Below are 19966 nucleotides of genomic sequence, written 5' to 3' on the forward strand. Positions count from 1 at the left end.
CGCGCTCCCCTCAGACCTGTTCCCCGTACCCCGCGAGTGCTTCTCGAGCCGCGCTCCGCGCGCTCTCCGCCAGCTCTGCGGGGGCGACGATCCGCCCCTCGCGCCCGAGCCGCAGCGCGAGCCGGCGCAGCGAAGCCGGATCCGGGCTGCGCAGCGTGATCCGCAGGCCTCCGTCGGCCAGCTCCTCCGCGCTGTCGTGCGGGTAGTACTCGGCGACCCAGCGCCCGCCCGGCCCCACCTCGACGACGACCTCCGGGTCCTCGGCGGCCGGCTGGACCAGGCCCTCGGACAGATCGCGCGGCTCGATCGCCGGCGGCTCGGCCCGCTCGTCCAGCAGCCGGATCTCCGCCACCCGGTCGAGCCGGAAGGTGCGCCGGGCCTCGGAGAGGTGGCACCACCCCTCCATGTACGTGTGCCCCACCGCGAACAGCCGGATCGGGTCGACCTTGCGCTCGGTGAGCTCGTCGCGCGCGGGCGAGTAGTAGCGCAGCCACAGCCGCCGGCGCTCCGCGATGGCCCGGTCGACGTCCGCGAAGACCCCGCCCTCCGACTCGAAGGTCACCGACAGCCGGGAGCTGGCCCCGGCCGCCTCGCCCGCGGCCGCCTCCAGCTTGGCGGTGGCCCGCAGCAGGGCCTCCCGGTCGCTCTCGCGCAGCCCCGGCAGGGTCGCCACGGCACGCGCGGCGACCAGCAGCGCGGTCGCCTCGTCGGCGGCCAGCCGCAGCGGCTCGGCGGTGGACTCCCCCGAAGCGTCGGGGTTGCGCCACCAGATGCGCTCCCCGTCGGTGTCGATGTCGAGCAGGTCCCCGCCCCGGAAGCTGGTCCCGCACATGGGCAGCACGTCGAGGTCCGAGATCAGCTCGTCCTCGGTGATCCCGAAGGCGCGGGCGACGTCGGCGACGTGCGCCCCGGGGCGCTCGCGCAGGTACGTCACCAGGGACAGCATCCGGCGGGTCTGGTCGATGGCGTTGGCAGCCATGCTGGTACGTCTCCCCCTCAGGGCACGTCTTCGAATGTGGAGGTCTCGAAGCTGGCGGATCTCGGATCGGGCTCTCGGATCCGGCTCTCGGACGGAGCGGATCCCGGACGGTGCGGCGGCGGACGCGGGCGCCGCCCCCGCGCACCGGGTCAGGCCTTGGCCACGGCCCGCAGCCGGTCCATCACGTCGGCGCGCAGGTCGGCGGGCCCGACCACGACGACGTCGGGCCCGAACTCCACCAGCCAGGCGTCCAGCCCGTGCCCGTACGGGATCTCCAGCTCGTCCCAGCCGTCCGCACCCTCGCGCACCGCGGTGGCCTTGGCCCGCAGCGGGTAGCCCGCACCCGCGCGCAGCCGGATCAGCGCGGAGCGGTCCGCGCTCTCCCCGGCCCAGCTCGCCACGGTCTCCCGCACGGTCACCACGTCGGGTACCTCCGCCGTGTACTTGGCCGCCCGGGAGCGCACCTTGCCGGTGATCCGCGACAGCCGGAACACCCGCTCCGCCCCGCGGTCCCGGTCGTAGCCGGCCAGGTACCAGTGACCGCGCCAGCACTCCAGCGCCCAGGGCTCCACCTGCCGGGTCTCGGGCCGTGCCGCGGTGGACTTGCGGTAGTCGAAGACCACCGGCCGGCGGTCCCGGCAGGCCAGCATCAGCGGCTCGAAGGCCGCCTCGTGGACCGGGATGCGCGGCTCGATGGCGCTGTGCTGGCCCTCGTAGGGGTCGCCCGCCTCGGGCATCCCGCCCGCGCGCAGCTTCTGCAGGGCCCCGCTGGCGGCCCCCGCCAGGCGGGCCTGCTGCCAGACCTTGGCCGCCAGCCCCAGGGCGGCGGCCTCCTCGGCGTCCAGCGAGACGGGAGGCAGCCGGTTGCTGTCCCGGCGGGCCAGGTAGCCGGTCTCGCCGTCCAGGTTCTCCACCGTCTCGATGACCAGGCCGAGTTCCCGCAGATCGTCCTTGTCCCGCTCGAACATGCGGTTGAAGGACTCGTCGTTGCCGGCCTCCATGTAGGCCTCGATGGAACCGCGCAACTCGCGCTTGCTCAGCGGCCGGCGGGTCCCCAGCAGACACAGCGCCAGATTCATCAGCCGCTCGGCCTTGGCAATCGCCATCGACGCCCTTCCCCCGTTCTCGACACACTCGTGACCGTTGACCGTACCGCCCCGGCGGTCCCGGACAAAAGCGAGGGCCCCCGCCTCACGGCGGGGGCCCTCGGAGTGACTGCCGGTGAATCAGGCGGCCATCAGGTCACAGACGAAGATCAGCGTCTCGCCCGGGGCGATCGCGCCGCCCGCGCCGCGGTCGCCGTAGGCGAGGTGGGCGGGGATCGTCAGCTTGCGACGGCCGCCGACCTTCATGCCCGCGATGCCCTGGTCCCAGCCCGCGATGACGCGGCCGGCGCCGAGCGGGAACTGCAGCGCGGAACCGCGGTTCCACGAAGCGTCGAACTCCTCGCCGGTGGAGAAGGCCACGCCCACGTAGTGGACGGAGACCATGGCACCGGCCTTGGCCTCGGCCCCGTCGCCCTCCCAGATGTCCTCGATGACGAGGTCCTTCGGGGCTTCGCCCTCGGGGAAGTCGATCTCGGGCTTCTCGAGCTTGTCGCTCACGGAACTGCTCCTCATACGTACGAAACGGTCAACCGGAACAGTCTTACATCACGGTGAGGATGTCGAGGCTGAAGACCAGCGTCGACTTCGCCGGGATGGTGCCCTGCTCCTTGTCACCGAAGGCCTGGTCCGGCGGGATGACCAGCAGGATGCGACTGCCGGCCTTCTTGCCGATCAGGCCGTCCTTCAGGCCCGGGACCGAAAGCTCCTTCAGCGGCCAGGTGACCGTCTGGCCCGAGGTGTACGTGCTTTCGAAGGTCTTGTCGTCCTTCCACGTCTTGCCGTTGAACTTCACGACGACGGAGTCGGTGTCCTTGACCACCGCGCCGTCACCCTCCAGGACGTAGCTCGAATCGAGACCAGCTTGGCCGGCTCGGCCGTGTCCTTCGGGACGGTCACGGAGACCTCGTTGCCGTCCGTGTTCGTCCCGACCTTGGGCAGGTCCTTGTTCTCCTGGGCGACTTCCTTGCCCGTGGCCGAGGCCGGGACGGTGGCGCCCTTGACGATGTCCACGACGAAGACCAGCGTGGCGTTCGGCTTGATCTTCGGCTCCGAGCCCTTGGCCCCGTAACCGAGGTCCGGCGGGATCACGAGCTCGACACGGCTGCCGACCTTCTGACCCTCCAGGCCCTGGTCCCAGCCCTTGATGACGCCGCCGGCGCCGATGGTCAGGTCGAACGGCGCGGGCCGGCCGAAGCTCTGGTCGAACGGCTCCTTGCCGTCCCACACCTGGCCGAGGTAGTTGACCTGCGCGATGTCGTTCTTCTTCAGCACCTGCCCGGTGCCCTCGCTGATGGTCACCACCTTCAGCTCCTTGGGCGGCGCACCCTTCCCCTTCGACAGGGTGGGCGTCTCCCCGAACTTGGCACCCTTGGTGATCGCGGGCGCCCCGTTCTTCATCTGGGCGGAGTCGGAGCCGCTGTCGTCGCCACACGCTGCTGTCGTCAGCAGCAGAAGGGGTACGACAAGCAGGCCGGCAAGTCGGCGCACGGGTTCCTCAGATCTCAGACGGCAAGGCGGTCGCCCGCCACTCTAAGCCGTGCACAGGGCCCCGTACGAGAGACGTACGGGGCCCCGGTAAGGAGTGCGATGTCACATTGCGGACCTACATGCCGGCGATCAGCTTCTCCACCCGGTCGTCCACCGACCGGAACGGGTCCTTGCACAGCACCGTCCGCTGCGCCTGGTCATTGAGCTTCAGGTGCACCCAGTCGACCGTGAAGTCCCGCCGCTGCTCCTGCGCCCGCCGGATGAAGTCCCCGCGCAGCCGCGCCCGCGTCGTCTGCGGGGGCACCGACTTGCCCTCGAAGATCTTGAGGTCGTTGCAGATCCGCGCCGCCTGCCCCTTGCGCTCCAGCAGGTAGTACAGCCCGCGCCGACGGTGGATGTCGTGATACGCGAGGTCTATCTGAGCCACCCGCGGATTCGACGTGGTCATGTTGTGCTTGGCCCGGTACCGCTCGATCAGCTGGTACTTCATGACCCAGTCGATCTCGGTCCCGATCCGGTCCAGGTCCTCCGCGTCGATCGCGTCCAGCGTGCGGCCCCACAGCTCCAGCACCTGGTCCACCACACCGGTACGGATGCCCCGGCGCTCGGCGAAGTCCACGGCCTTGTCGTAGTACTCCCGCTGGATCTCCAGCGCCGAGGCCTCCCGGCCGCTCGCCAGGCGCACCTTGCGCTGACCCGTGATGTCGTGACTGACCTCGCGGATCGCCCGGATCGGGTTCTCCAGGGTCAGGTCCCGCATCACCGTGCCCGCCTCGATCATGCGCAGCACCAGGTCGGTGGCCCCGACCTTGAGCAGCATGGTCGTCTCGGACATGTTCGAGTCACCCACGATGACGTGCAGCCGGCGGTAGCGCTCGGCGTCCGCGTGCGGCTCGTCCCGGGTGTTGATGATCGGCCGCGACCGGGTCGTGGCGGAACTGACGCCCTCCCAGATGTGCTCGGCCCGCTGGCTCACGCAGTAGACCGCGCCCCGGGGCGTCTGCAGCACCTTGCCGGCGCCGCAGATCAGCTGCCGCGTGACAAGGAACGGAATGAGAATGTCCGCCAGGCGGGAGAATTCCCCGTGCCGGGCCACCAGGTAGTTCTCGTGGCAGCCGTACGAGTTGCCCGCCGAGTCGGTGTTGTTCTTGAAGAGATAGACGTCGCCCGCGATTCCCTCCTCGTGCAGGCGGCGTTCGGCGTCGACGAGCAGTCCTTCGAGAATGCGCTCGCCTGCTTTGTCGTGGGTAACCAATTCGGTCACGTTGTCGCATTCGGGAGTTGCATATTCCGGATGCGAACCCACATCGAGGTACAGGCGGGCGCCGTTCCGCAGGAAGACATTGCTGCTGCGGCCCCATGACACAACACGGCGGAAGAGGTAGCGCGCCACTTCGTCAGGAGACAGTCGGCGCTGTCCCCTGAACGTGCACGTGACGCCGTACTCGTTCTCCAGCCCGAAAATGCGGCGGTCCATGACTGAACATTACGCCTTCTGCCCTCTTCTGAAACCGGGTTGGGAGCGCCGTTTCGATCAGTTCCCCGCAGCGGGCCCGCCGACCCGGCGCCGAACAGGCCCCCGCACCGCCCCACCGACCGGTGTGGCGCCCCAGAATCACCCCGCCGACGAGGCCTCTGACGCCACCTCGCGCGCCCCACCGGACACCCCGTCAGACGAACCCGCCACCGCGCGGCTCGGCCCCGCAGTTGCCAGCACCCGCTGAGTGACCATCAGCACCAGCAGCGCGGCGACACCCGCCACGGACGCCACCCCGAAGCTCGCCGCCGTACCGCCCAGCTCCACCGCCGGCCCCGCCACCGCCGTACCGATCGCCGCACCCACCCCAAAGAAGGTCACCAGCCACGAGAACGCCTCCGTCACCGTGCCCGCCGGAGCGTGCCGGTCCACCACGATGAACGCACACGCCAGCGCAGGCGCCAGGAACACCCCCGACAGCGCCGCCAGAGCCGTCATCGCCACCGGCCCCGGAGTCAGCATCAGCGGCAGATAGCCCAGCGCCAGCAGCGCCACCAGCATCCGCAGCCGGCGCTCCGGCGCACCCGCCCACTGACGCGCCCCGTACGTCACCCCGCCGATCAGCGCACCCAGCCCGAGCGCCGCCATCAGCCACCCGTACACCGCCTGGTTCCCGTGATCGTCCGCGTACGCCACACCCGCCACCGTGATCGAACCCAGCGCCATGCCCACGAAGAAGAAGGCACCCAGCAGCGCCAGCAGCCCCCGCGAACGCAGCGCACCCAGCCAGTGGGCCTCCCGCGGCGCCGAACGCCACCTGCGCGAAGGCTCGCTCACCACCACCGACAGCGCACCCAGCACCCCGATGGCATTGAGCGCCAGCAGCGCCCCGGCCGGCGACCACAGCGCCACGAACAGCGTCACCAGCAGCGGACCGACCGTGAACATGACCTCCTGGGCCACCGCGTCCATCGCGTACGCCGCGTGCACCTTCTCCTCGCGGCCCCCCAGCACGCTCGGCCACAACGCCCGCAGCCCGCCCTCCAGGGGCGGCGTGAAGAGCCCCGCGACGACCACCGCGGCATACGCGGCCACCGTCGACCCCGCACCCGCCAGCGCCAGCCACACCACGCCCAGCGCCGAGACCACGGCGGCCGGCAGCTGCACCCGCGGCTGCCCGAACAGGTCCACCGCCCGGCCCAGCAACGGCTGGCCCACCGCGTTGGCCACCCCGTACGCGGCGGCGAGGGCCCCCGCGAGGCTGTAGCTGCCGCCCTCGGCGCGCGTGAACAGCACGATCGCGATCGGCGCCGTCGCGTTCGGCAGCCGCCCTATGAGCGTGCCCACCAGCAGCCTCGCGGCGTGCCGGGTCCGCAGCAGCTCCGCGTATCCCGCGGCCATGTCCGCCCCCTTCTGCCCGGATCCCGCCGGGGTAATACGTATAACGTGACCCGTCATACGTACCATGGCCGCAGTCGGCAGGTCCACCCCACGGACCCCGACACCACCCCCGACCTCGCACTTCAGGAGCCACCTGTGACGAGACCCACCAGCCGCGACGTGGCCACCGCCGCCGGGGTCTCCCAGGCCACCGTCTCCCTCGTCCTCGGCGACAAATGGCCCGGCCGCGTCTCCGAACGCACCGCCGACCTCGTCCGCGAAACCGCCACCCGCCTCGGCTACCGCCCCAACCTCGCCGCCCGCAACCTCCGCCTCGGCTCCACCCACACCGCCCTCCTCGTCGTCCCCGCCCTCACCAACGAATTCTTCGCCCGCGTCTACACCGGCGCCGCCCGGGTCGCCGCCGAACACGGCTTCGGCGTCGTCCTCTACCCCTCCCCCGACGGCACCGGCCCCGCCCGCGACCCCTTCGCCTCCGCCCGCGCCGCCCTCGACGGAGTCATCGCCTCCTCCATGGCCGCCGACGCCCTCGACGCCATCGGCGGCGACACCCTCCCCCTCGTCATGCTCGACAGCGACCCCGCCGCCGGCACCGCCGCCGCCCACGTCAACCTCGCCATGGCCGACGGCATGCGCCAGATCACCGAACACCTCCTCGCCCTCGGCCACCGCCGCTTCCTCCACCTCGCCTCCGCCGTCGACTCCTGGACCTTCGACACCCGCGCCGAAGCCCTGGCCACCCTCCTGGGCCCCGGAACCGAACTGCGCACCGTACGGTCCCCCCTCACCGTCGACGGCGCCCGCACGGCCGTGGAGAGCGCCCTCGCCACCCCCCTGGACCGCCCCACCGCCATCGTCTGCGACGACGACATCCTCGCCGCCGGTGCCTGCAAAGCCGCCCGCCGCCTCGGCCTGCGCATCCCCGAGGACCTCTCCGTCACCGGCTTCGACGACCTCGCCCTCGCCACCGCCGTCGAACCCGAACTCACCACCGTCCACCTCCCCGCCGAACGCGTCGGCGAACAAGGCATGACCGCCCTCCTCGCCGTCCTCGAAGGCACCCCCTGGACCGCCCCCGACATCCCCGTCCGCCTCGTCGTCCGCGACTCCTCCGGCCCCGCCCCCACCCCCTGACCCGGGCGAGGGCCGGACGGAGCCGGACACGACGAAGCCCCGGCCCACCGAAAGGCGGGTTCTAATGATCCACGCAACACCCTGGAGTTCAGGGAGTTGCGGGGATCGTGGATTTCGAGGTGCTGAAGGCGAGGTTCTTCGAGGCGCTGGACAGGGAGAACGGCAGCATCACTGCTGCGGCTCGTGCAGTCGGAGTGAACCGCAACACGGCGTTCGGGTGGGCACGCCGGGCCGGAGTCCGTGGTCGCGGCAAGCCTCGCAGGCCCGGCCACCCCGGTCGGGCGGAGTACGAGCGGCTGCGTGCTGCGGGAGTCCGGCGCCGTGATGCCGCCGCGCAGGCCGGCGTCCATGAGCGCACCGCTGAGGACTGGGACCGCGGTATCCGGCAGATCGGCCACTCGCGCCTGCATCCTGACGGGCGCCGCATCGACTACAAGACCGGTGTGACCACCATCGCCGCCACCTCTTCAAGGTCGTCCCTCGCAACGGTCGAGGCCGAACTGCACCCCAGGTTTCTCACGGTGACCGAGCGAGAGCTGATCGCTGATCTGCACCGTGAAGGCCGGTCGCTGCGCGCGATCGGACGGGCACTGGGCCGACCGGCGTCCACGATCAAGCGCGAGATCGACGCCCGGTCGGTCGATGGCGTCTACCGGCCGCACCGGGCCCAGCGGGCATGGGCGAGGAGCCGGTCGCGCCCCAAGGACTCCAAGCTCGCCCAGGACGGCCCGCTCCGCCGGTTCGTCGCGGAAAAGCTGCAGGAACAGTGGTCACCCGAGCAGATCTGCCACGCTCTGGTCATCGAGTTCCCCGACGACGAGAGCATGCGCGTGAGCCCGGAAACGATCTACCAGGCGGTCTACGTCCAGGCCCGTGGCGGACTGCGCCGCGAAGTCGCGGCCGCGCTGCGCACCGGGCGCACTCGCCGCAAGCCGCACCGCAGCCCGGACCAGCGCACGCGCCGGTTCGTCGACGAGATGGTGATGATCTCCGAGCGTCCTGCCGAGGTCGAGGACCGGGCAGTGCCCGGTCACTGGGAGGGCGATCTGATCGTCGGCCCCCGCAGCGAGAGCGCGATCGTCACCCTGGTCGAGCGCTCCACCCGCTACGTCATGCTGGGGCATCTGCCCGGCGGGCATACGGCCGAGGAGGTCCGCGACGTGCTGGTGCCCTTGATCCAGACCCTGCCCGGGCACCTGCGCGGCTCGCTGACCTGGGACCAGGGCTGCGAGATGGCCGCGCACAAGCAGTTCACCGTGGCCACAGGCGTGCCGGTCTACTTCTGCGACCCGCACTCACCCTGGCAGCGCGGATCGAACGAGAACACCAACGGCCTGCTACGGCAGTACTTCCCCAAGAGCACCGACCTGTCCGTGCACAGCCCCGAAGACCTCGAACACGTCGCCCAGCAACTCAACGGCCGGCCCCGCAAAACGCTCGGCTGGAAAACCCCAGCCGAGCACCTGCGTGATCTACTGACGAGCACGTAGACCGTCAGGTGTTGCGAGGACCCCAAGAATCCGCCAAACGGTGAACCGGGGCCCCTCGCACGACCGGACTACTCGGCCTCGTCCTCCGGCGCCTCGTCGTTCGACACGGCATCCGCCTGCACGGCCGCCGTCACGTCCGCCTCCAGCAACCGCGACAGCTGCCGGCCCCGGATCCGCTTGAACTTGCGCTGCTGCGCCCGCGTACGGTCCAGCACCGCCACCTCCAGCCGCTCGGCCGGAATCGCCTTGTCCGCACCGTTCGCCTGGCTGGACAGCGCCTGCACCGCCAGCTTCAACGCCTCGGACAGGGTCATCCCGTCCTGGTGACGCTGATCGAGGAAGGTACTGATCTGCTCGGCATTGCCACCGACCGCGACCGAACCGTGCTCGTCCACGATCGACCCGTCGTGCGGCAGCCGGTAGATCTGGTCCCCGGCCGCGGTCGCACCGACCTCGGCGACGACCAGCTCCACCTCGTACGGCTTCTCACCCGCACTGGAGAAGATCGTGCCGAGCGTCTGCGCGTACACGTTCGCCAGCCCACGGGCCGTCACATCGTCACGGTCATAGGTGTACCCGCGCAGATCCGCGTACCGCACACCACCGATCCGCAGGTTCTCGTACTCGTTGTACTTGCCGGCGGCCGCGAAGCCGATCCGGTCGTAGATCTCGCTGAACTTGTGCAGCGCACGGGACGGGTTCTCGCCGACGAACACGATGCCGTCGGCGTACTGCAGCACGACAAGGCTGCGACCGCGGGCGATGCCCTTCCGGGCGTATTCCGCCCGGTCGGCCATGGCCTGCTGGGGTGACACATAGAACGGAGTCGACACCGGCTTTCCGTCCCTTTCTTCTGGGCTCCTGAGGGGCGACGGATGGTCAGAGCAGGGCGGCGCGCGGGCCGTCGGGCTGCTCCAGACGACGGTTGGTGACCGTACGGGCGAGTTCCTGCGACTCTGCGTCCGTCAGCCTGCGGAATCCCTCGTCGGTGATGACGGTGACGATCGGATAGATGTGGCGGTACAGGTCCGGCCCACCGGTCGCCGAGTCGTCGTCGGCGGCGTCGTACAGCGCCTGCACGACCAGCGTGGTGGCCTGCTCCTCCGTCAGATCGGGGCGGAAGAGCTTCTTCATCGAGCCCCGGGCGAAGATCGAACCCGATCCGGTGGCGGCGAAGCCGTGCTCCTCGGAGCGGCCGCCGGTCACGTCGTAGGAGAAGATCCGGCCCTTCTCCTTGGCCTCGTCGTACCCCGCGAACAGCGGCACGACGGCCAGCCCCTGCATCGCCATGCCCAGATTGCTCCGGATCATGGTGGACAGCCGGTTGGCCTTGCCCTCCAGGGAGAGGGTCGTCCCCTCCACCTTCTCGAAGTGCTCCAGCTCCAGCTGGAACAGCTTCACCATCTCCACGGCCAGGCCGGCCGTACCGGCGATGCCGACGGCGGAGTACTCGTCCGCCGGGAACACCTTCTCGATGTCCCGCTGCGCGATCATGTTCCCCATGGTCGCCCGCCGGTCACCGGCGAGGACCACCCCGCCGGGGAAGGTGGCGGCCACGATGGTCGTCCCGTGCGGCGCCTCGACCACGCCCTCCGGCAGCCTGCGGTTGCCGGGCAGCATCTCGGGCGAGTGCGCACCCAGGAAGTCCATGAAGGACGACGACCCCGGCGTCAGGAAGGCTGCCGGTAGACGCCCTGTGCTACGAGTGTTGGGTTCCACAGGTTTCCTTCCACGTAAGCGGCTGCACGCCTCATGACGTCCGGCCGATCCTTGAACTGCCCCAGGGCTGCGTTACAGCTGAAGCACAGTACGCCTCGGACCTTACCCGTCCGATGATCGTGATCAACGTGCTCTGCGGGAGCCGTCTGACAGATCACGCAGACCCCGCCCTGAGCGGCGATCATCTCGTCGCGCTCAGCCTCGGTGATGCCGTACGAACGCTTCAAGTGCCCCACCCGGCCCTGGATAGCCCTGCACGCCTTGCACCGGGTGGATAAGCCGTCAGACGCCGATGCGTTCTTGTGCCACTCGCTGTGCGGCTTGACCTCACCGCACAGCCGGCAGAGCTTGTGGCCGGACGGGACATCCACCTTCTCTTTGACGACCTTGCCTCGAGCAGCCTGGCGGCGCCGGTAGTGCGCGGCACTGTACTCAGCCACGCACTCACGACACCTCGGCTGAAGGCCATCGCCACGATTGCGGTCTAGGGCGAACCCGCTTAGCGGCACGTCGCGACTGCAGCTGCGACACCACTTCGTTCCATTGGACATGGAGCCAATGTTCGCGAGTTCACCTTAGATTCGAAGGCTATTCGCCGCCTTTTTGTACGAAACTCCGAACAAAATCCTCGGCGTTCTCTTCGAGTACATCGTCAATCTCGTCAAGTACGGAGTCGACGTCGTCGGAGAGCTTTTCCTGGCGCTCCTTGAGGTCGGTCGATTCTTCGACCGCAGCCTCCTCGACCTCCTCGGTCGAGCGCGTCGCCTTCTGCTGTCCGCCGCCGGTGTCCTTGGTCGCCATCTCTACCTCACCCCGCTCGGTTCGCACGCTCACGTCGAGAGACCCCGGGATTCGGGATCTCTCAAGATCAGACCCTATGTCGGACCCTACAAGGAGGGTCCGACATTCGTCCCCGTACTTTCACAGTCCGGTTCTCTTCATGATTCCCGGGCCGAAGGCCTTTCAGGCCCGATCACTGCCCCGAAAGCACCCGCACCAGGTCCTCCGCCGTGCGGCAGCGGTCCAGGAGCTCCTTGACGTGGTTCCGGGTCCCCCGCAGGGGTTCCAGCGTCGGGACCCGCTGGAGCGAGTCCCGGCCGGGAAGGTCGAAGATCACCGAGTCCCAGGAGGCCGCGGCCACGTCGTCCGCGTACTGCTCCAGGCAGCGGCCGCGGAAGTAGGCCCGGGTGTCCTCCGGGGGCTTGCTCCGGGCCCGCTCGACGGCCGGCTCCTCCACCAGCCGCTTCATCTTGCCCCGGGCCGCCAGGCGGTTGTAGAGGCCCTTCTCGGGCCGTACGTCCGAGTACTGGAGGTCGACCAGGTGCAGCCGCGCCGCGTCCCAGCCCAGCCCGTCCCGGCGCCGGTAGCCCTCCAGGATCTCCCGCTTGGCGATCCAGTCCAGCTCCCCCGACAGGCTCATCGGGTCGCTCTCCAGCCGGCCCAGCACGTCCTCCCAGCGGAGCAGCACGTCCTTGGTCTGCTCGTCCGCGTCGGAGCCGAAACGCTCCTCCACGTACTTGCGGGCCAGCTCGAAGTACTCCATCTGCAGTTGCACCGCGGTCAGTGTCCGGCCGCTGCGCAGCGTGATGAGGTGCTTCAGGTCGGGGTCGTGGGAGACCTGGTGGAGGGTGCGTACGGGCTGGTCGACGGCGAGGTCGACGTTGATGAACCCGTCTTCGATCATGGACAGGACAAGCGCCGTCGTACCGAGCTTCAGGTACGTGGAGATCTCGGAGAGGTTCGCGTCGCCGATGATCACGTGCAGCCGGCGGTACTTCTCGGCGTCGGAGTGCGGCTCGTCCCGGGTGTTGATGATGGGCCGCTTCAGGGTGGTCTCCAGGCCGACCTCGACCTCGAAGTAGTCCGCGCGCTGGCTGATCTGGAAGCCGTCTTCGCGGCCGTCCTGGCCGATGCCGACGCGTCCGGCGCCGGTCACGACCTGGCGGGAGACGAAGAAGGGGGTCAGGTGGCGCACGATCTCCGAGAAGGGGGTCTCCCGCTTCATCAGGTAGTTCTCGTGCGTGCCGTAGGAGGCGCCCTTGTTGTCGGTGTTGTTCTTGTAGAGGTGGATCGGCTGGGCGCCGGGCAGCTGGGCGGCCCGTACGGCGGCCTCGGCCATGATCCGCTCGCCGGCCTTGTCCCAGAGCACGGCGTCGAGCGGGTTGGTGATCTCCGGCGAGCTGTACTCGGGGTGCGCGTGGTCGACGTAGAGCCGTGCGCCGTTGGTGAGGATGACGTTGGCGAGGCCGATGTCCTCGTCGGTGAGCTGGCTGTTGTCGGCGGCCTCGCGGGCGAGGTCGAAGCCGCGGGCGTCCCGCAGCGGATTCTCCTCCTCGAAGTCCCAGCGGGCGCGTCGCGCCCGGTGCATCGCCGCCGCGTAGGCGTTGACGATCTGGGACGAGGTGAGCATGGCATTGGCGTTCGGGTGCCCCGGGACGGAGATCCCGTACTCCGTCTCGATCCCCATTACTCGCCGTACGGTCATGCGGCCCTCCTTGCCCGGCGGCGCTCCCCTTCGGGAGCGGCGCTCAAGTACCGCTGGTGCTCCGGTGCGTGTGCCTGTGCGGTGCCCGTCCCCGCACTGCGCGTCCGGCGGTACGGAAGAGCCTAGAACCACTGCGCGCTCGTGGGGAGATCATTTCCGTCATTGAATCCGCCCTTTCACCGGCTGAAAAGCGGCCGGTAAAGCGGTCGGGTAAAGCAGTCGGCTGCGGATGCCCGGGGAGGGCATCCGCAGCCGCTCCGCGTCAGAGGTACTGACCGGTGTTCGCCACCGTGTCGATGGAGCGTCCGGTGTCCGCGCCTTGCTTTCCGGTGACGAGGGTGCGGATGAATACGATCCGCTCTCCCTTCTTTCCGGAGATTCGGGCCCAGTCGTCCGGGTTGGTGGTGTTGGGCAGGTCCTCGTTCTCCTTGAACTCGTCCACGCACGCCTGGAGGAGGTGGGAGACCCGGAGGCCCTTCTGGTTGTGCTCGAGGAAGGCCTTGATCGCCATCTTCTTCGCACGGTCCACGATGTTCTGGATCATCGCGCCCGAGTTGAAGTCCTTGAAGTAGAGGACTTCCTTGTCGCCGTTGGCGTACGTGACCTCGAGGAAGCGGTTCTCCTCGGTTTCGGCGTACATCTGCTCGACGACGGTCTGGATCATGCTGTGGACGGTGCCGTCCTTGGAGCCCTGGTGTTCGGACAGGTCGTCCGTGTGCAGGGGCAGCGAAGCCTTGAGGTACTTCGCGAAGATGTCCTTCGCGGCCTCGGCGTCCGGGCGCTCGATCTTGATCTTCACGTCGAGGCGGCCGGGGCGCAGGATGGCCGGGTCGATCATGTCCTCGCGGTTGGAGGCGCCGATGACGATGACGTTCTCCAGGCCTTCCACGCCGTCGATCTCGGCGAGCAGCTGGGGGACGATGGTGTTCTCCACGTCCGAGCTGACTCCGGATCCGCGGGTGCGGAAGAGGGACTCCATCTCGTCGAAGAAGACGATGACGGGGGTGCCCTCGCTCGCCTTCTCCCGGGCACGCTGGAAGACGAGGCGGATGTGCCGCTCGGTCTCGCCGACGTACTTGTTGAGGAGTTCGGGGCCCTTGATGTTCAGGAAGTAGGACTTCCCGGCGGGCTGGCCGGTCACCTCGGCGACCTTCTTGGCAAGGGAGTTGGCCACGGCCTTGGCGATGAGCGTCTTGCCGCAGCCGGGCGGGCCGTAGAGCAGGATGCCCTTGGGCGGGCGCAGTTCGTGTTCCTTGAAGAGGTCCGGGTAGAGGTACGGGAGCTCGACGGCGTCGCGGATCAGCTCGATCTGGTCGCCCAGACCGCCGATCTTGTCGTAGTCGATGTCGGGGACCTCTTCGAGGACGAGTTCTTCGACCTCGCTCTTGGGGACGACCTCGTAGACGTAGCCGGAGCGGGGTTCGAGCAGGAGGGCGTCGCCGGGGCGGATGGTGATGTCCAGGAGCGGCTCGGCGAGCCTCACCACCCTCTCCTCGTCGGTGTGCCCGACGACCAGGGCACGCTCGCCGTCCTCGAGGATCTCCTTGAGGGTGACGATGTCCCCGGCCCGCTCGAATTCCATGGCCTCGACCACGTTGAGGGCCTCGTTGAGCATGACCTCCTGGCCGCGCCGGAGGTCTTCCGGGTCGACGCTGGGGCTGACGTTCACGCGGAGCTTTCGGCCTCCGGTAAAGATGTCGACGGTGCCGTCCTCGTTGGCTTGCAGGAAGACACCGAAACCGGCCGGCGGCTGTGCGAGCCGGTCGACTTCTTCCTTGAGGGCCACGATCTGGTCCCGGGCCTCACGGAGGGTATTCGCGAGTCGTTCGTTCTGTGCGGATACGCCGGCAAGATTTGTCTGCAGCTCGACGATCCGCTCTTCGAGAATCCTCGTGTGTCGCGGAGAGTCGGCGAGCTTACGTCGCAGGACGGCGATTTCCTGCTCGAGATAGGCAACCTGGCCGGCGGGGTCCTCAGACCCTCGCCCGGGCCGGATGCCGCGGTTGATGTCGTCGTCGTGGGCTGCCACGGTCCTCACCTCCTCCAAGGGGAGCTGGACGCTTCCTGACCCTACCTGGGCTGGTGGTGATTGAAACCCCTAGATCACAAAGACGGTAGAGGTGTGTCCGATCTTCACCCTTGCGTACTCCCTCACGCCAAGGAAATACCCACCCATCAAACTCGGGAAGCGGCCGGTTGTAGGGTCGAACTGTTCAACACCCGTCAGGGCTCGCGCGACTTGCTGCGGGTCGTGACCGGGATGGATCACTCAGCGCAGGGAACGGCAGGAGATATGACCGTGCAGCAGGAGGCTCCGACGGGCGCGGCCGGTGAGGCCGGCGAGCCGCTTGAGGTCTGGATCGACCAGGACCTCTGCACCGGGGACGGCATCTGCGCGCAGTACGCGCCCGAGGTGTTCGAGCTGGACATTGATGGTCTGGCGTACGTGAAGAGCCCCGAGGACGAGCTGCTGCAGGAGGCGGGGGCGACCACTCCGGTTCCGCTGACGCTGCTCCAGGACGTGGTCGACTCGGCGAAGGAATGTCCGGGGGACTGTATTCACGTAAGGCGCGTTTCGGACAGGGTGGAAGTCTTCGGCCCTGACGCGGAGTGACGCTTCAAACACTTCTGGCGGCCGAGTCCGTCAGCTCCTGGCGGAATTTTCCGTCGTTCCAGCGCCACTTGGCGAGCTGCTTCTTGTCGGGGCAGCAGCGCGGCACCTCGGGTGCGGAGTAGCCGAGGAGGTCCGCGGTGACGGTGCGGTCGCGCACGGTGAGTTCCGTGGCGGTCTGGCGTTGTCCGGCGTCGAGGAGGGTGGCGACGACGCGGGGGCGGGCGCCTTCGGTGCGGTCCTGGACGAGGACGTAGATCGCGTGGGGCGGGGTGCCCGAGCCGGCTTCACAGCGGACGGCGGCCACGGTCTCGGGGCGGCCGTCCCCGTCGAGGTCGCCCTGGGCGGTGGCCGTGACGGCCTGCGGGGCGCCCTTGCAGTCGAGGGGGTAGGTGACCGCCGCGGCGTCGGGAGTGGCGGCCTGGGGGCCGTTCGCGGTGGGGTCCGGCGTGGCGGCGGGGGTGCCGGTGGCCGGCTGTACGAGTCCCGCGGTGGCTATGACGGCGGCCATGGCGAGCCAGTGGAGGGGCCTGGCCATGCTGTGCGCCAGGGTGTCCGGGGTCGGCGTCAGCTCGGCGGGGCTGTGCAGCACGCGGGGTGTCTCCTGTGCGAAGGGTGACGGGGAGCCAGCATCGTGCCATACCTCACACGGAGGTGGAACGGCCGGGTCCGGTCCCGTTGGATCCGGTGCGGTGTGACCGCGCGCGGGCCGGACCGGACGGGGTCGGCACGGGGGCAACGAAAAGGCGCTGTGGTGCAGTTCCCGGTTGGCCGGGGGAACTGCGCCACAGCGCCTTCGTGTTGGGTCGGCGGTGCGGTTACGCGGAGCGGTCGCTGCCGGGCCCGTCGTAGTCCTCGCCGTAGGCGCCCTTGGCGGGTCGGCGGCGGCGCATGGGGGGCTCGACGCCGTCCGCGAGGCGGCGGGCGGTGACGAGGAAGCCGGTGTGGCCGATCATGCGGTGGTCCGGGCGGACGGCCAGGCCTTCGACGTGCCAGTTGCGGATCATCGATTCCCAGGGCTGCGGCTCGGCGAAGCAGCCGATCTCGCGGATGGACTCGACGGTCTTGGACAGCTGGGTGGTGGTGGCCACGTAGCAGCAGAGGATGCCGCCGGGCACCAGGGCCTTGGAGACGGCCTCCAGGCATTCCCAGGGGGCGAGCATGTCGAGGATGACGCGGTCGACGTCCGTGTCGGACAGGTTGTCCTGGAGGTCTCCGACGGTCAGCTGCCAGGCCGGGTGGGGGCCGCCGAAGTAGCGTTCCACGTTGGCGGTGGCGATCTCGGCGAAGTCCGCGCGGCGCTCGTAGCTGTGGAGCATGCCCTGGTCGCCGATGGCGCGCAGCAGGAAGCTGCTCAGGGAGCCGGAGCCGACACCTGCTTCCACGACGCGGGCGCCGGGGAAGATGTCGGCGAAGGCCAGGATCTGGCCGGCGTCCTTCGGGTAGACCACGGCGGCGCCGCGGGGCATGGACAGGACATAGTCGGGGAGCAGGGGACGCAGCGCGAGGTAGGCGACGTTGCCCGTGGTACGGACAACACTGCCCTCGGGGGCACCGATCAGCTCGTCGTGGGGGAAGGAACCCTTGTGGGTGTGGAAATTCTTCCCGGCTTCGAGCGTGAACGTGTAGTGGCGGCCCTTGGGGTCGGTGAGCTGAACCTGGTCCCCGACCTCGAAGGGCCCGCGTCGGCGGGCGGCACCGGTCGGTTCGGACATGTGACCAGTGTATTGGCTTCAGGACTGGGGCCGTGCCATGGCCTTCACGAAGGCCTTTTCGACGTCGAGGGTGGACAGGACGCCGTAGATGGCGCCGCCGGGTTCGAGGACGAGGTACTCGGTGGCGGGGGTGGCGCGGAGGCGGTCGAGGAGTTCTTCGCCGGTGAGTTCCGCGGAAACCTTCATGCCGTCGGTGAGGTCCTGGGCGAGGGTGCTGACGGCGACCCAGGGGCGGCGGTGTTCGGGGACGGAGGCGATGGCGCTCTCGCGGACGATGGCGGTGGGGTCGCCGTGGCCGTCGATGACGACGAGGGCGCGGGCGCCGGCTTCGTTGGCCCGGCGCAGGGCTTCGGAGAGGGGGGTGGCGTTCTCGACGGGGATGGCGCGCCGGGTGAGGGTGCGGGCGCGCAGTTCGGGGAGGTGTTCGCGCAGGCGGGCCATGCGCAGGCTGTTGCCGGCTCCGGTCCAGATGATGGCGGCGAGGATGGCGGCGAGCAGCGCGTCCATGACGGTGTCCATGCCGCCGATCTCCTGGGTGCGGTTGCCGAGGAGTCCGGTGTGGGTGAGCAGGGGCAGGCCGAGGAGGACGGCGACGGCGAGGCCGCGGCCGACCCAGGCGGCGGCGACGGTGCCGGCCATGGGTTTTCCGGTGATGCCCCAGATGACGGCGCGGAGCATGCGGCCGCCGTCGAGGGGGAGGCCGGGGAGCAGGTTGAAGGCGGCGACGAGGAGGTTGGAGATCATCAGGCCGGCGAGGAGGACGCCGGGGACGCTGGCGGGGTCGACGGCTTTCATGCCGAGGTAGAAGGCTCCGGAGAGCAGGAGGGAGAGGAGGGGGCCGACGAAGGCGAGGACGAATTCGCGGCCGGGGGTCTCGGATTCCTTTTCGATCTCGGAGACTCCGCCGAAGAACTGGAGCTGGATGCGGCGCACGGGGAGTTTGAAGCGGAGGGCGGCGATGGTGTGCGCGAGCTCGTGGACCAGGACGGAGGCGTAGAAGGCGACGGCGAAGAAGAGGGAGACGAGGTAGCGGACGGGTCCGAGGTCGGGCAGGACGCGGTCGAGCTGGTCGCCGAAGACCCAGGTGATGAGGGCGGCGACGAGGAACCAGCTGGGCGAGACGTAGACGGGCACGCCGAAGGGGCGGCCCATGAGGAGTCCGCCGCCCGGTCCGGAGCGCCGGCCCGCGCGCTCGCCGGTTTCGTCGGTGTCTGCCACGGCTGTCCTTCGTTCCTCGGGGTCCTCCCGGACGGAGTCCGGGGGATCGGTGTTTCCAGTGTGGTCCGCAGTGCGTAAGCGGGCTGTGATGCTCCGATCATGCAGTGCGAGGGGGTCCGTCGTCGATGGTATGCGCGTGCTGTCGGTGGCGGGTCGTAGGGTTTTGTCCATGACGACGAGCCCGGGTGCTGTGCCAGGCGCAGCCGATGCCGCGACACCGAGCGCTGTGGCGCCCGCTTCGCTCTCCCCTTCGCGGGCGAGCGATTTCATGCAGTGCCCGCTGTTGTACCGGTTCCGGGTGATCGACAAGCTGCCGGAGAAGCCCAGTGCGGCGGCTACCCGCGGGACGCTGGTGCATGCGGTGCTGGAGCGGCTTTTCGATCATCCGGCGGCGGAGCGGACGGCTCCGCGGGCGAAGGCGTTGGTCCCGGGGCAGTGGGACCGGTTGTTGGAGGCGAAGCCGGAGCTGACGGAGCTGTTCCCGGAGGGTGACGAGGGGGCGGGGCTGGCCCGGTGGCTGACGGAGGCGGAGGCGCTGGTCGAGCGCTGGTTCACGCTGGAGGACCCGACGCGGTTGGAGCCGGTGGAGCGGGAGTTCTTCGTGGAGACGGAGCTGGAGTCGGGGCTCCGGTTGCGGGGGATCATCGACCGGGTGGACGTGGCGCCGACGGGTGAGGTGCGGATCGTCGACTACAAGACGGGCAAGGCGCCGCGGCCGGAGTATGCCGAGGGCGCGTTGTTCCAGATGAAGTTCTACGCGCTGGTGGTGTGGCGGCTGAAGCGGGTGGTGCCGCGGCGGCTGCAGCTGGTGTATCTGGGCAGTGGGGACGTGTTGACGTACGACCCGGTGGTGGCGGACCTGGAGCGGGTGGAGCGCAAGCTGCTCGCGCTGTGGGAGGCGATCCGGGAGGCGACGGAGTCGGGTGAGTGGCGGCCGCGGCCGACGAAGTTGTGCGGCTGGTGTGATCATCAGGCGGTGTGTCCGGAGTTCGGGGGGACTCCCCCGCCGTATCCGCTGGTGATCTCCCCCGGCCACCGCCGGGAGGTGCCCCCGGCGCGGCCGGGGTCGGAGCGCCCGGCGGAATCATGATCGTCGGATCAGGGCAGAATGGACGGGCCCGCCGTAGCCGTCCGACGAATACG

At 69.4% G+C, this 19966-nt stretch carries 18 protein-coding genes and 1 pseudogene; 4 read left to right on the forward strand and 15 right to left on the reverse strand.

All coding sequences use genetic code 11. The annotated features are described in order from the left end of the window. Window positions 1-10: 10 nt before the first annotated feature. The 6 genes and pseudogenes from OG332_RS09350 to OG332_RS09375 form a co-directional block, all read right to left on the reverse strand. Window positions 11-979 carry a helix-turn-helix transcriptional regulator gene (locus OG332_RS09350; protein ID WP_327413010.1) on the reverse strand — a complete coding sequence of 323 codons (969 nt, stop codon included), beginning with the start codon at window positions 977-979 and terminating at the stop codon, window positions 11-13. Between the two features lie 149 nt (window positions 980-1128). Beyond that, window positions 1129-2085, reverse strand: coding sequence for a helix-turn-helix transcriptional regulator (locus tag OG332_RS09355; RefSeq protein ID WP_327413011.1), 957 nt, complete (start codon window positions 2083-2085; stop codon window positions 1129-1131). 120 nt (window positions 2086-2205) lie between these two features. Continuing rightward, window positions 2206-2598, reverse strand: a complete 393-nt coding sequence (locus tag OG332_RS09360) for an FKBP-type peptidyl-prolyl cis-trans isomerase (RefSeq protein WP_319730908.1) — start codon at window positions 2596-2598, stop codon at window positions 2206-2208. A 28-nt stretch (window positions 2599-2626) separates the two neighbouring features. Next, window positions 2627-3573, reverse strand: a pseudogene (locus OG332_RS09365) (FKBP-type peptidyl-prolyl cis-trans isomerase). Between the two features lie 115 nt (window positions 3574-3688). Beyond that, window positions 3689-5050: a Pup--protein ligase gene (gene pafA / locus OG332_RS09370; protein ID WP_327413012.1), complete on the reverse strand. Its 1362-nt coding sequence runs from the start codon at window positions 5048-5050 to the stop codon at window positions 3689-3691. Window positions 5051-5188: 138 nt separating this feature from the next. Next, window positions 5189-6451: an MFS transporter gene (locus OG332_RS09375; protein ID WP_327413013.1), complete on the reverse strand. Its 1263-nt coding sequence runs from the start codon at window positions 6449-6451 to the stop codon at window positions 5189-5191. 135 nt (window positions 6452-6586) lie between these two features. On the opposite strand from OG332_RS09375, the gene OG332_RS09380 reads away from it, so the two are divergent. Both OG332_RS09380 and OG332_RS09385 read left to right on the forward strand, forming a co-directional pair. Continuing rightward, entirely contained in the window at window positions 6587-7585 is a 999-nt protein-coding gene (locus OG332_RS09380) for a LacI family DNA-binding transcriptional regulator (RefSeq protein ID WP_327413014.1), read from the forward strand. 296 nt (window positions 7586-7881) lie between these two features. After that, window positions 7882-9075, forward strand: a complete 1194-nt coding sequence (locus tag OG332_RS09385; RefSeq protein WP_327419155.1) for an IS30 family transposase — start codon at window positions 7882-7884, stop codon at window positions 9073-9075. 68 nt (window positions 9076-9143) lie between these two features. Here OG332_RS09385 and prcA read toward each other — a convergent pair whose 3' ends face one another. The 6 genes from prcA to arc form a co-directional block, all read right to left on the reverse strand. Then, window positions 9144-9908 carry a proteasome subunit alpha gene (gene prcA / locus OG332_RS09390; protein ID WP_327413015.1) on the reverse strand — a complete coding sequence of 255 codons (765 nt, stop codon included), beginning with the start codon at window positions 9906-9908 and terminating at the stop codon, window positions 9144-9146. 46 nt (window positions 9909-9954) lie between these two features. Further along, the gene (prcB, locus tag OG332_RS09395) at window positions 9955-10794 is read right to left on the reverse strand and encodes a proteasome subunit beta (protein WP_319730030.1); all 840 of its coding nucleotides are present in this window, start codon (window positions 10792-10794) and stop codon (window positions 9955-9957) included. After that, window positions 10746-11345 (reverse strand): endonuclease VII domain-containing protein, encoded by a 600-nt coding sequence (locus tag OG332_RS09400; protein WP_327413016.1) that lies wholly within the window; start codon window positions 11343-11345, stop codon window positions 10746-10748. Before OG332_RS09400 ends, prcB begins: the two co-directional genes overlap by 49 nt. Before the next feature lie 37 nt (window positions 11346-11382). Continuing rightward, the gene (locus OG332_RS09405) at window positions 11383-11595 is read right to left on the reverse strand and encodes a ubiquitin-like protein Pup (protein WP_030233608.1); all 213 of its coding nucleotides are present in this window, start codon (window positions 11593-11595) and stop codon (window positions 11383-11385) included. A gap of 172 nt (window positions 11596-11767) precedes the next feature. Then, window positions 11768-13279, reverse strand: a complete 1512-nt coding sequence (dop, locus tag OG332_RS09410; protein WP_327413017.1) for a depupylase/deamidase Dop — start codon at window positions 13277-13279, stop codon at window positions 11768-11770. A gap of 262 nt (window positions 13280-13541) precedes the next feature. Next, window positions 13542-15308 carry a proteasome ATPase gene (arc, locus tag OG332_RS09415; RefSeq protein WP_319730019.1) on the reverse strand — a complete coding sequence of 589 codons (1767 nt, stop codon included), beginning with the start codon at window positions 15306-15308 and terminating at the stop codon, window positions 13542-13544. Between the two features lie 264 nt (window positions 15309-15572). Between arc and OG332_RS09420 the strand changes: the two genes are divergently transcribed. Then, entirely contained in the window at window positions 15573-15893 is a 321-nt protein-coding gene (locus OG332_RS09420) for a ferredoxin (RefSeq protein WP_327413018.1), read from the forward strand. A gap of 4 nt (window positions 15894-15897) precedes the next feature. Here OG332_RS09420 and OG332_RS09425 read toward each other — a convergent pair whose 3' ends face one another. The 3 genes from OG332_RS09425 to OG332_RS09435 all read right to left on the reverse strand — a co-directional run bounded on the left by OG332_RS09425 (window position 15898) and on the right by OG332_RS09435 (window position 18994). After that, window positions 15898-16428, reverse strand: coding sequence for a hypothetical protein (locus OG332_RS09425; protein WP_327419156.1), 531 nt, complete (start codon window positions 16426-16428; stop codon window positions 15898-15900). Window positions 16429-16708: 280 nt separating this feature from the next. After that, a complete protein-coding gene (locus tag OG332_RS09430) occupies window positions 16709-17605 on the reverse strand; it encodes a tRNA (adenine-N1)-methyltransferase (protein ID WP_030016358.1) in 897 nt (298 codons plus the stop codon). A gap of 18 nt (window positions 17606-17623) precedes the next feature. Then, entirely contained in the window at window positions 17624-18994 is a 1371-nt protein-coding gene (locus OG332_RS09435) for a site-2 protease family protein (RefSeq protein WP_442816124.1), read from the reverse strand. Between OG332_RS09435 and OG332_RS09440 the strand changes: the two genes are divergently transcribed. Next, window positions 18993-19913 carry a RecB family exonuclease gene (locus OG332_RS09440; protein ID WP_327413020.1) on the forward strand — a complete coding sequence of 307 codons (921 nt, stop codon included), beginning with the start codon at window positions 18993-18995 and terminating at the stop codon, window positions 19911-19913. The two genes, OG332_RS09435 and OG332_RS09440, sit on opposite strands and share 2 nt — an antisense overlap. The last annotated feature ends 53 nt before the right edge of the window (window positions 19914-19966 follow it).

This window comes from Streptomyces sp. NBC_01233, assembly GCF_035989305.1.
GTDB lineage: Bacteria > Actinomycetota > Actinomycetes > Streptomycetales > Streptomycetaceae > Streptomyces.

Coding starts and splice junctions, on each gene's coding strand:
- pafA (WP_327413012.1), bottom strand. CDS start 5,050: ATGGACCGCCGCATTTTCGGGCTGGAGAACGAGTACGGCGTCACGTGC.
- OG332_RS09420 (WP_327413018.1), top strand. CDS start 15,573: ATGACCGTGCAGCAGGAGGCTCCGACGGGCGCGGCCGGTGAGGCCGGC.
- OG332_RS09375 (WP_327413013.1), bottom strand. CDS start 6,451: ATGGCCGCGGGATACGCGGAGCTGCTGCGGACCCGGCACGCCGCGAGG.
- dop (WP_327413017.1), bottom strand. CDS start 13,279: ATGACCGTACGGCGAGTAATGGGGATCGAGACGGAGTACGGGATCTCC.
- OG332_RS09405 (WP_030233608.1), bottom strand. CDS start 11,595: ATGGCGACCAAGGACACCGGCGGCGGACAGCAGAAGGCGACGCGCTCG.
- OG332_RS09430 (WP_030016358.1), bottom strand. CDS start 17,605: ATGTCCGAACCGACCGGTGCCGCCCGCCGACGCGGGCCCTTCGAGGTC.
- OG332_RS09400 (WP_327413016.1), bottom strand. CDS start 11,345: ATGTCCAATGGAACGAAGTGGTGTCGCAGCTGCAGTCGCGACGTGCCG.
- OG332_RS09435 (WP_442816124.1), bottom strand. CDS start 18,994: ATGGACAAAACCCTACGACCCGCCACCGACAGCACGCGCATACCATCG.
- OG332_RS09440 (WP_327413020.1), top strand. CDS start 18,993: ATGACGACGAGCCCGGGTGCTGTGCCAGGCGCAGCCGATGCCGCGACA.
- OG332_RS09355 (WP_327413011.1), bottom strand. CDS start 2,085: ATGGCGATTGCCAAGGCCGAGCGGCTGATGAATCTGGCGCTGTGTCTG.
- OG332_RS09425 (WP_327419156.1), bottom strand. CDS start 16,428: ATGGCCAGGCCCCTCCACTGGCTCGCCATGGCCGCCGTCATAGCCACC.
- OG332_RS09350 (WP_327413010.1), bottom strand. CDS start 979: ATGGCTGCCAACGCCATCGACCAGACCCGCCGGATGCTGTCCCTGGTG.
- OG332_RS09360 (WP_319730908.1), bottom strand. CDS start 2,598: ATGAGGAGCAGTTCCGTGAGCGACAAGCTCGAGAAGCCCGAGATCGAC.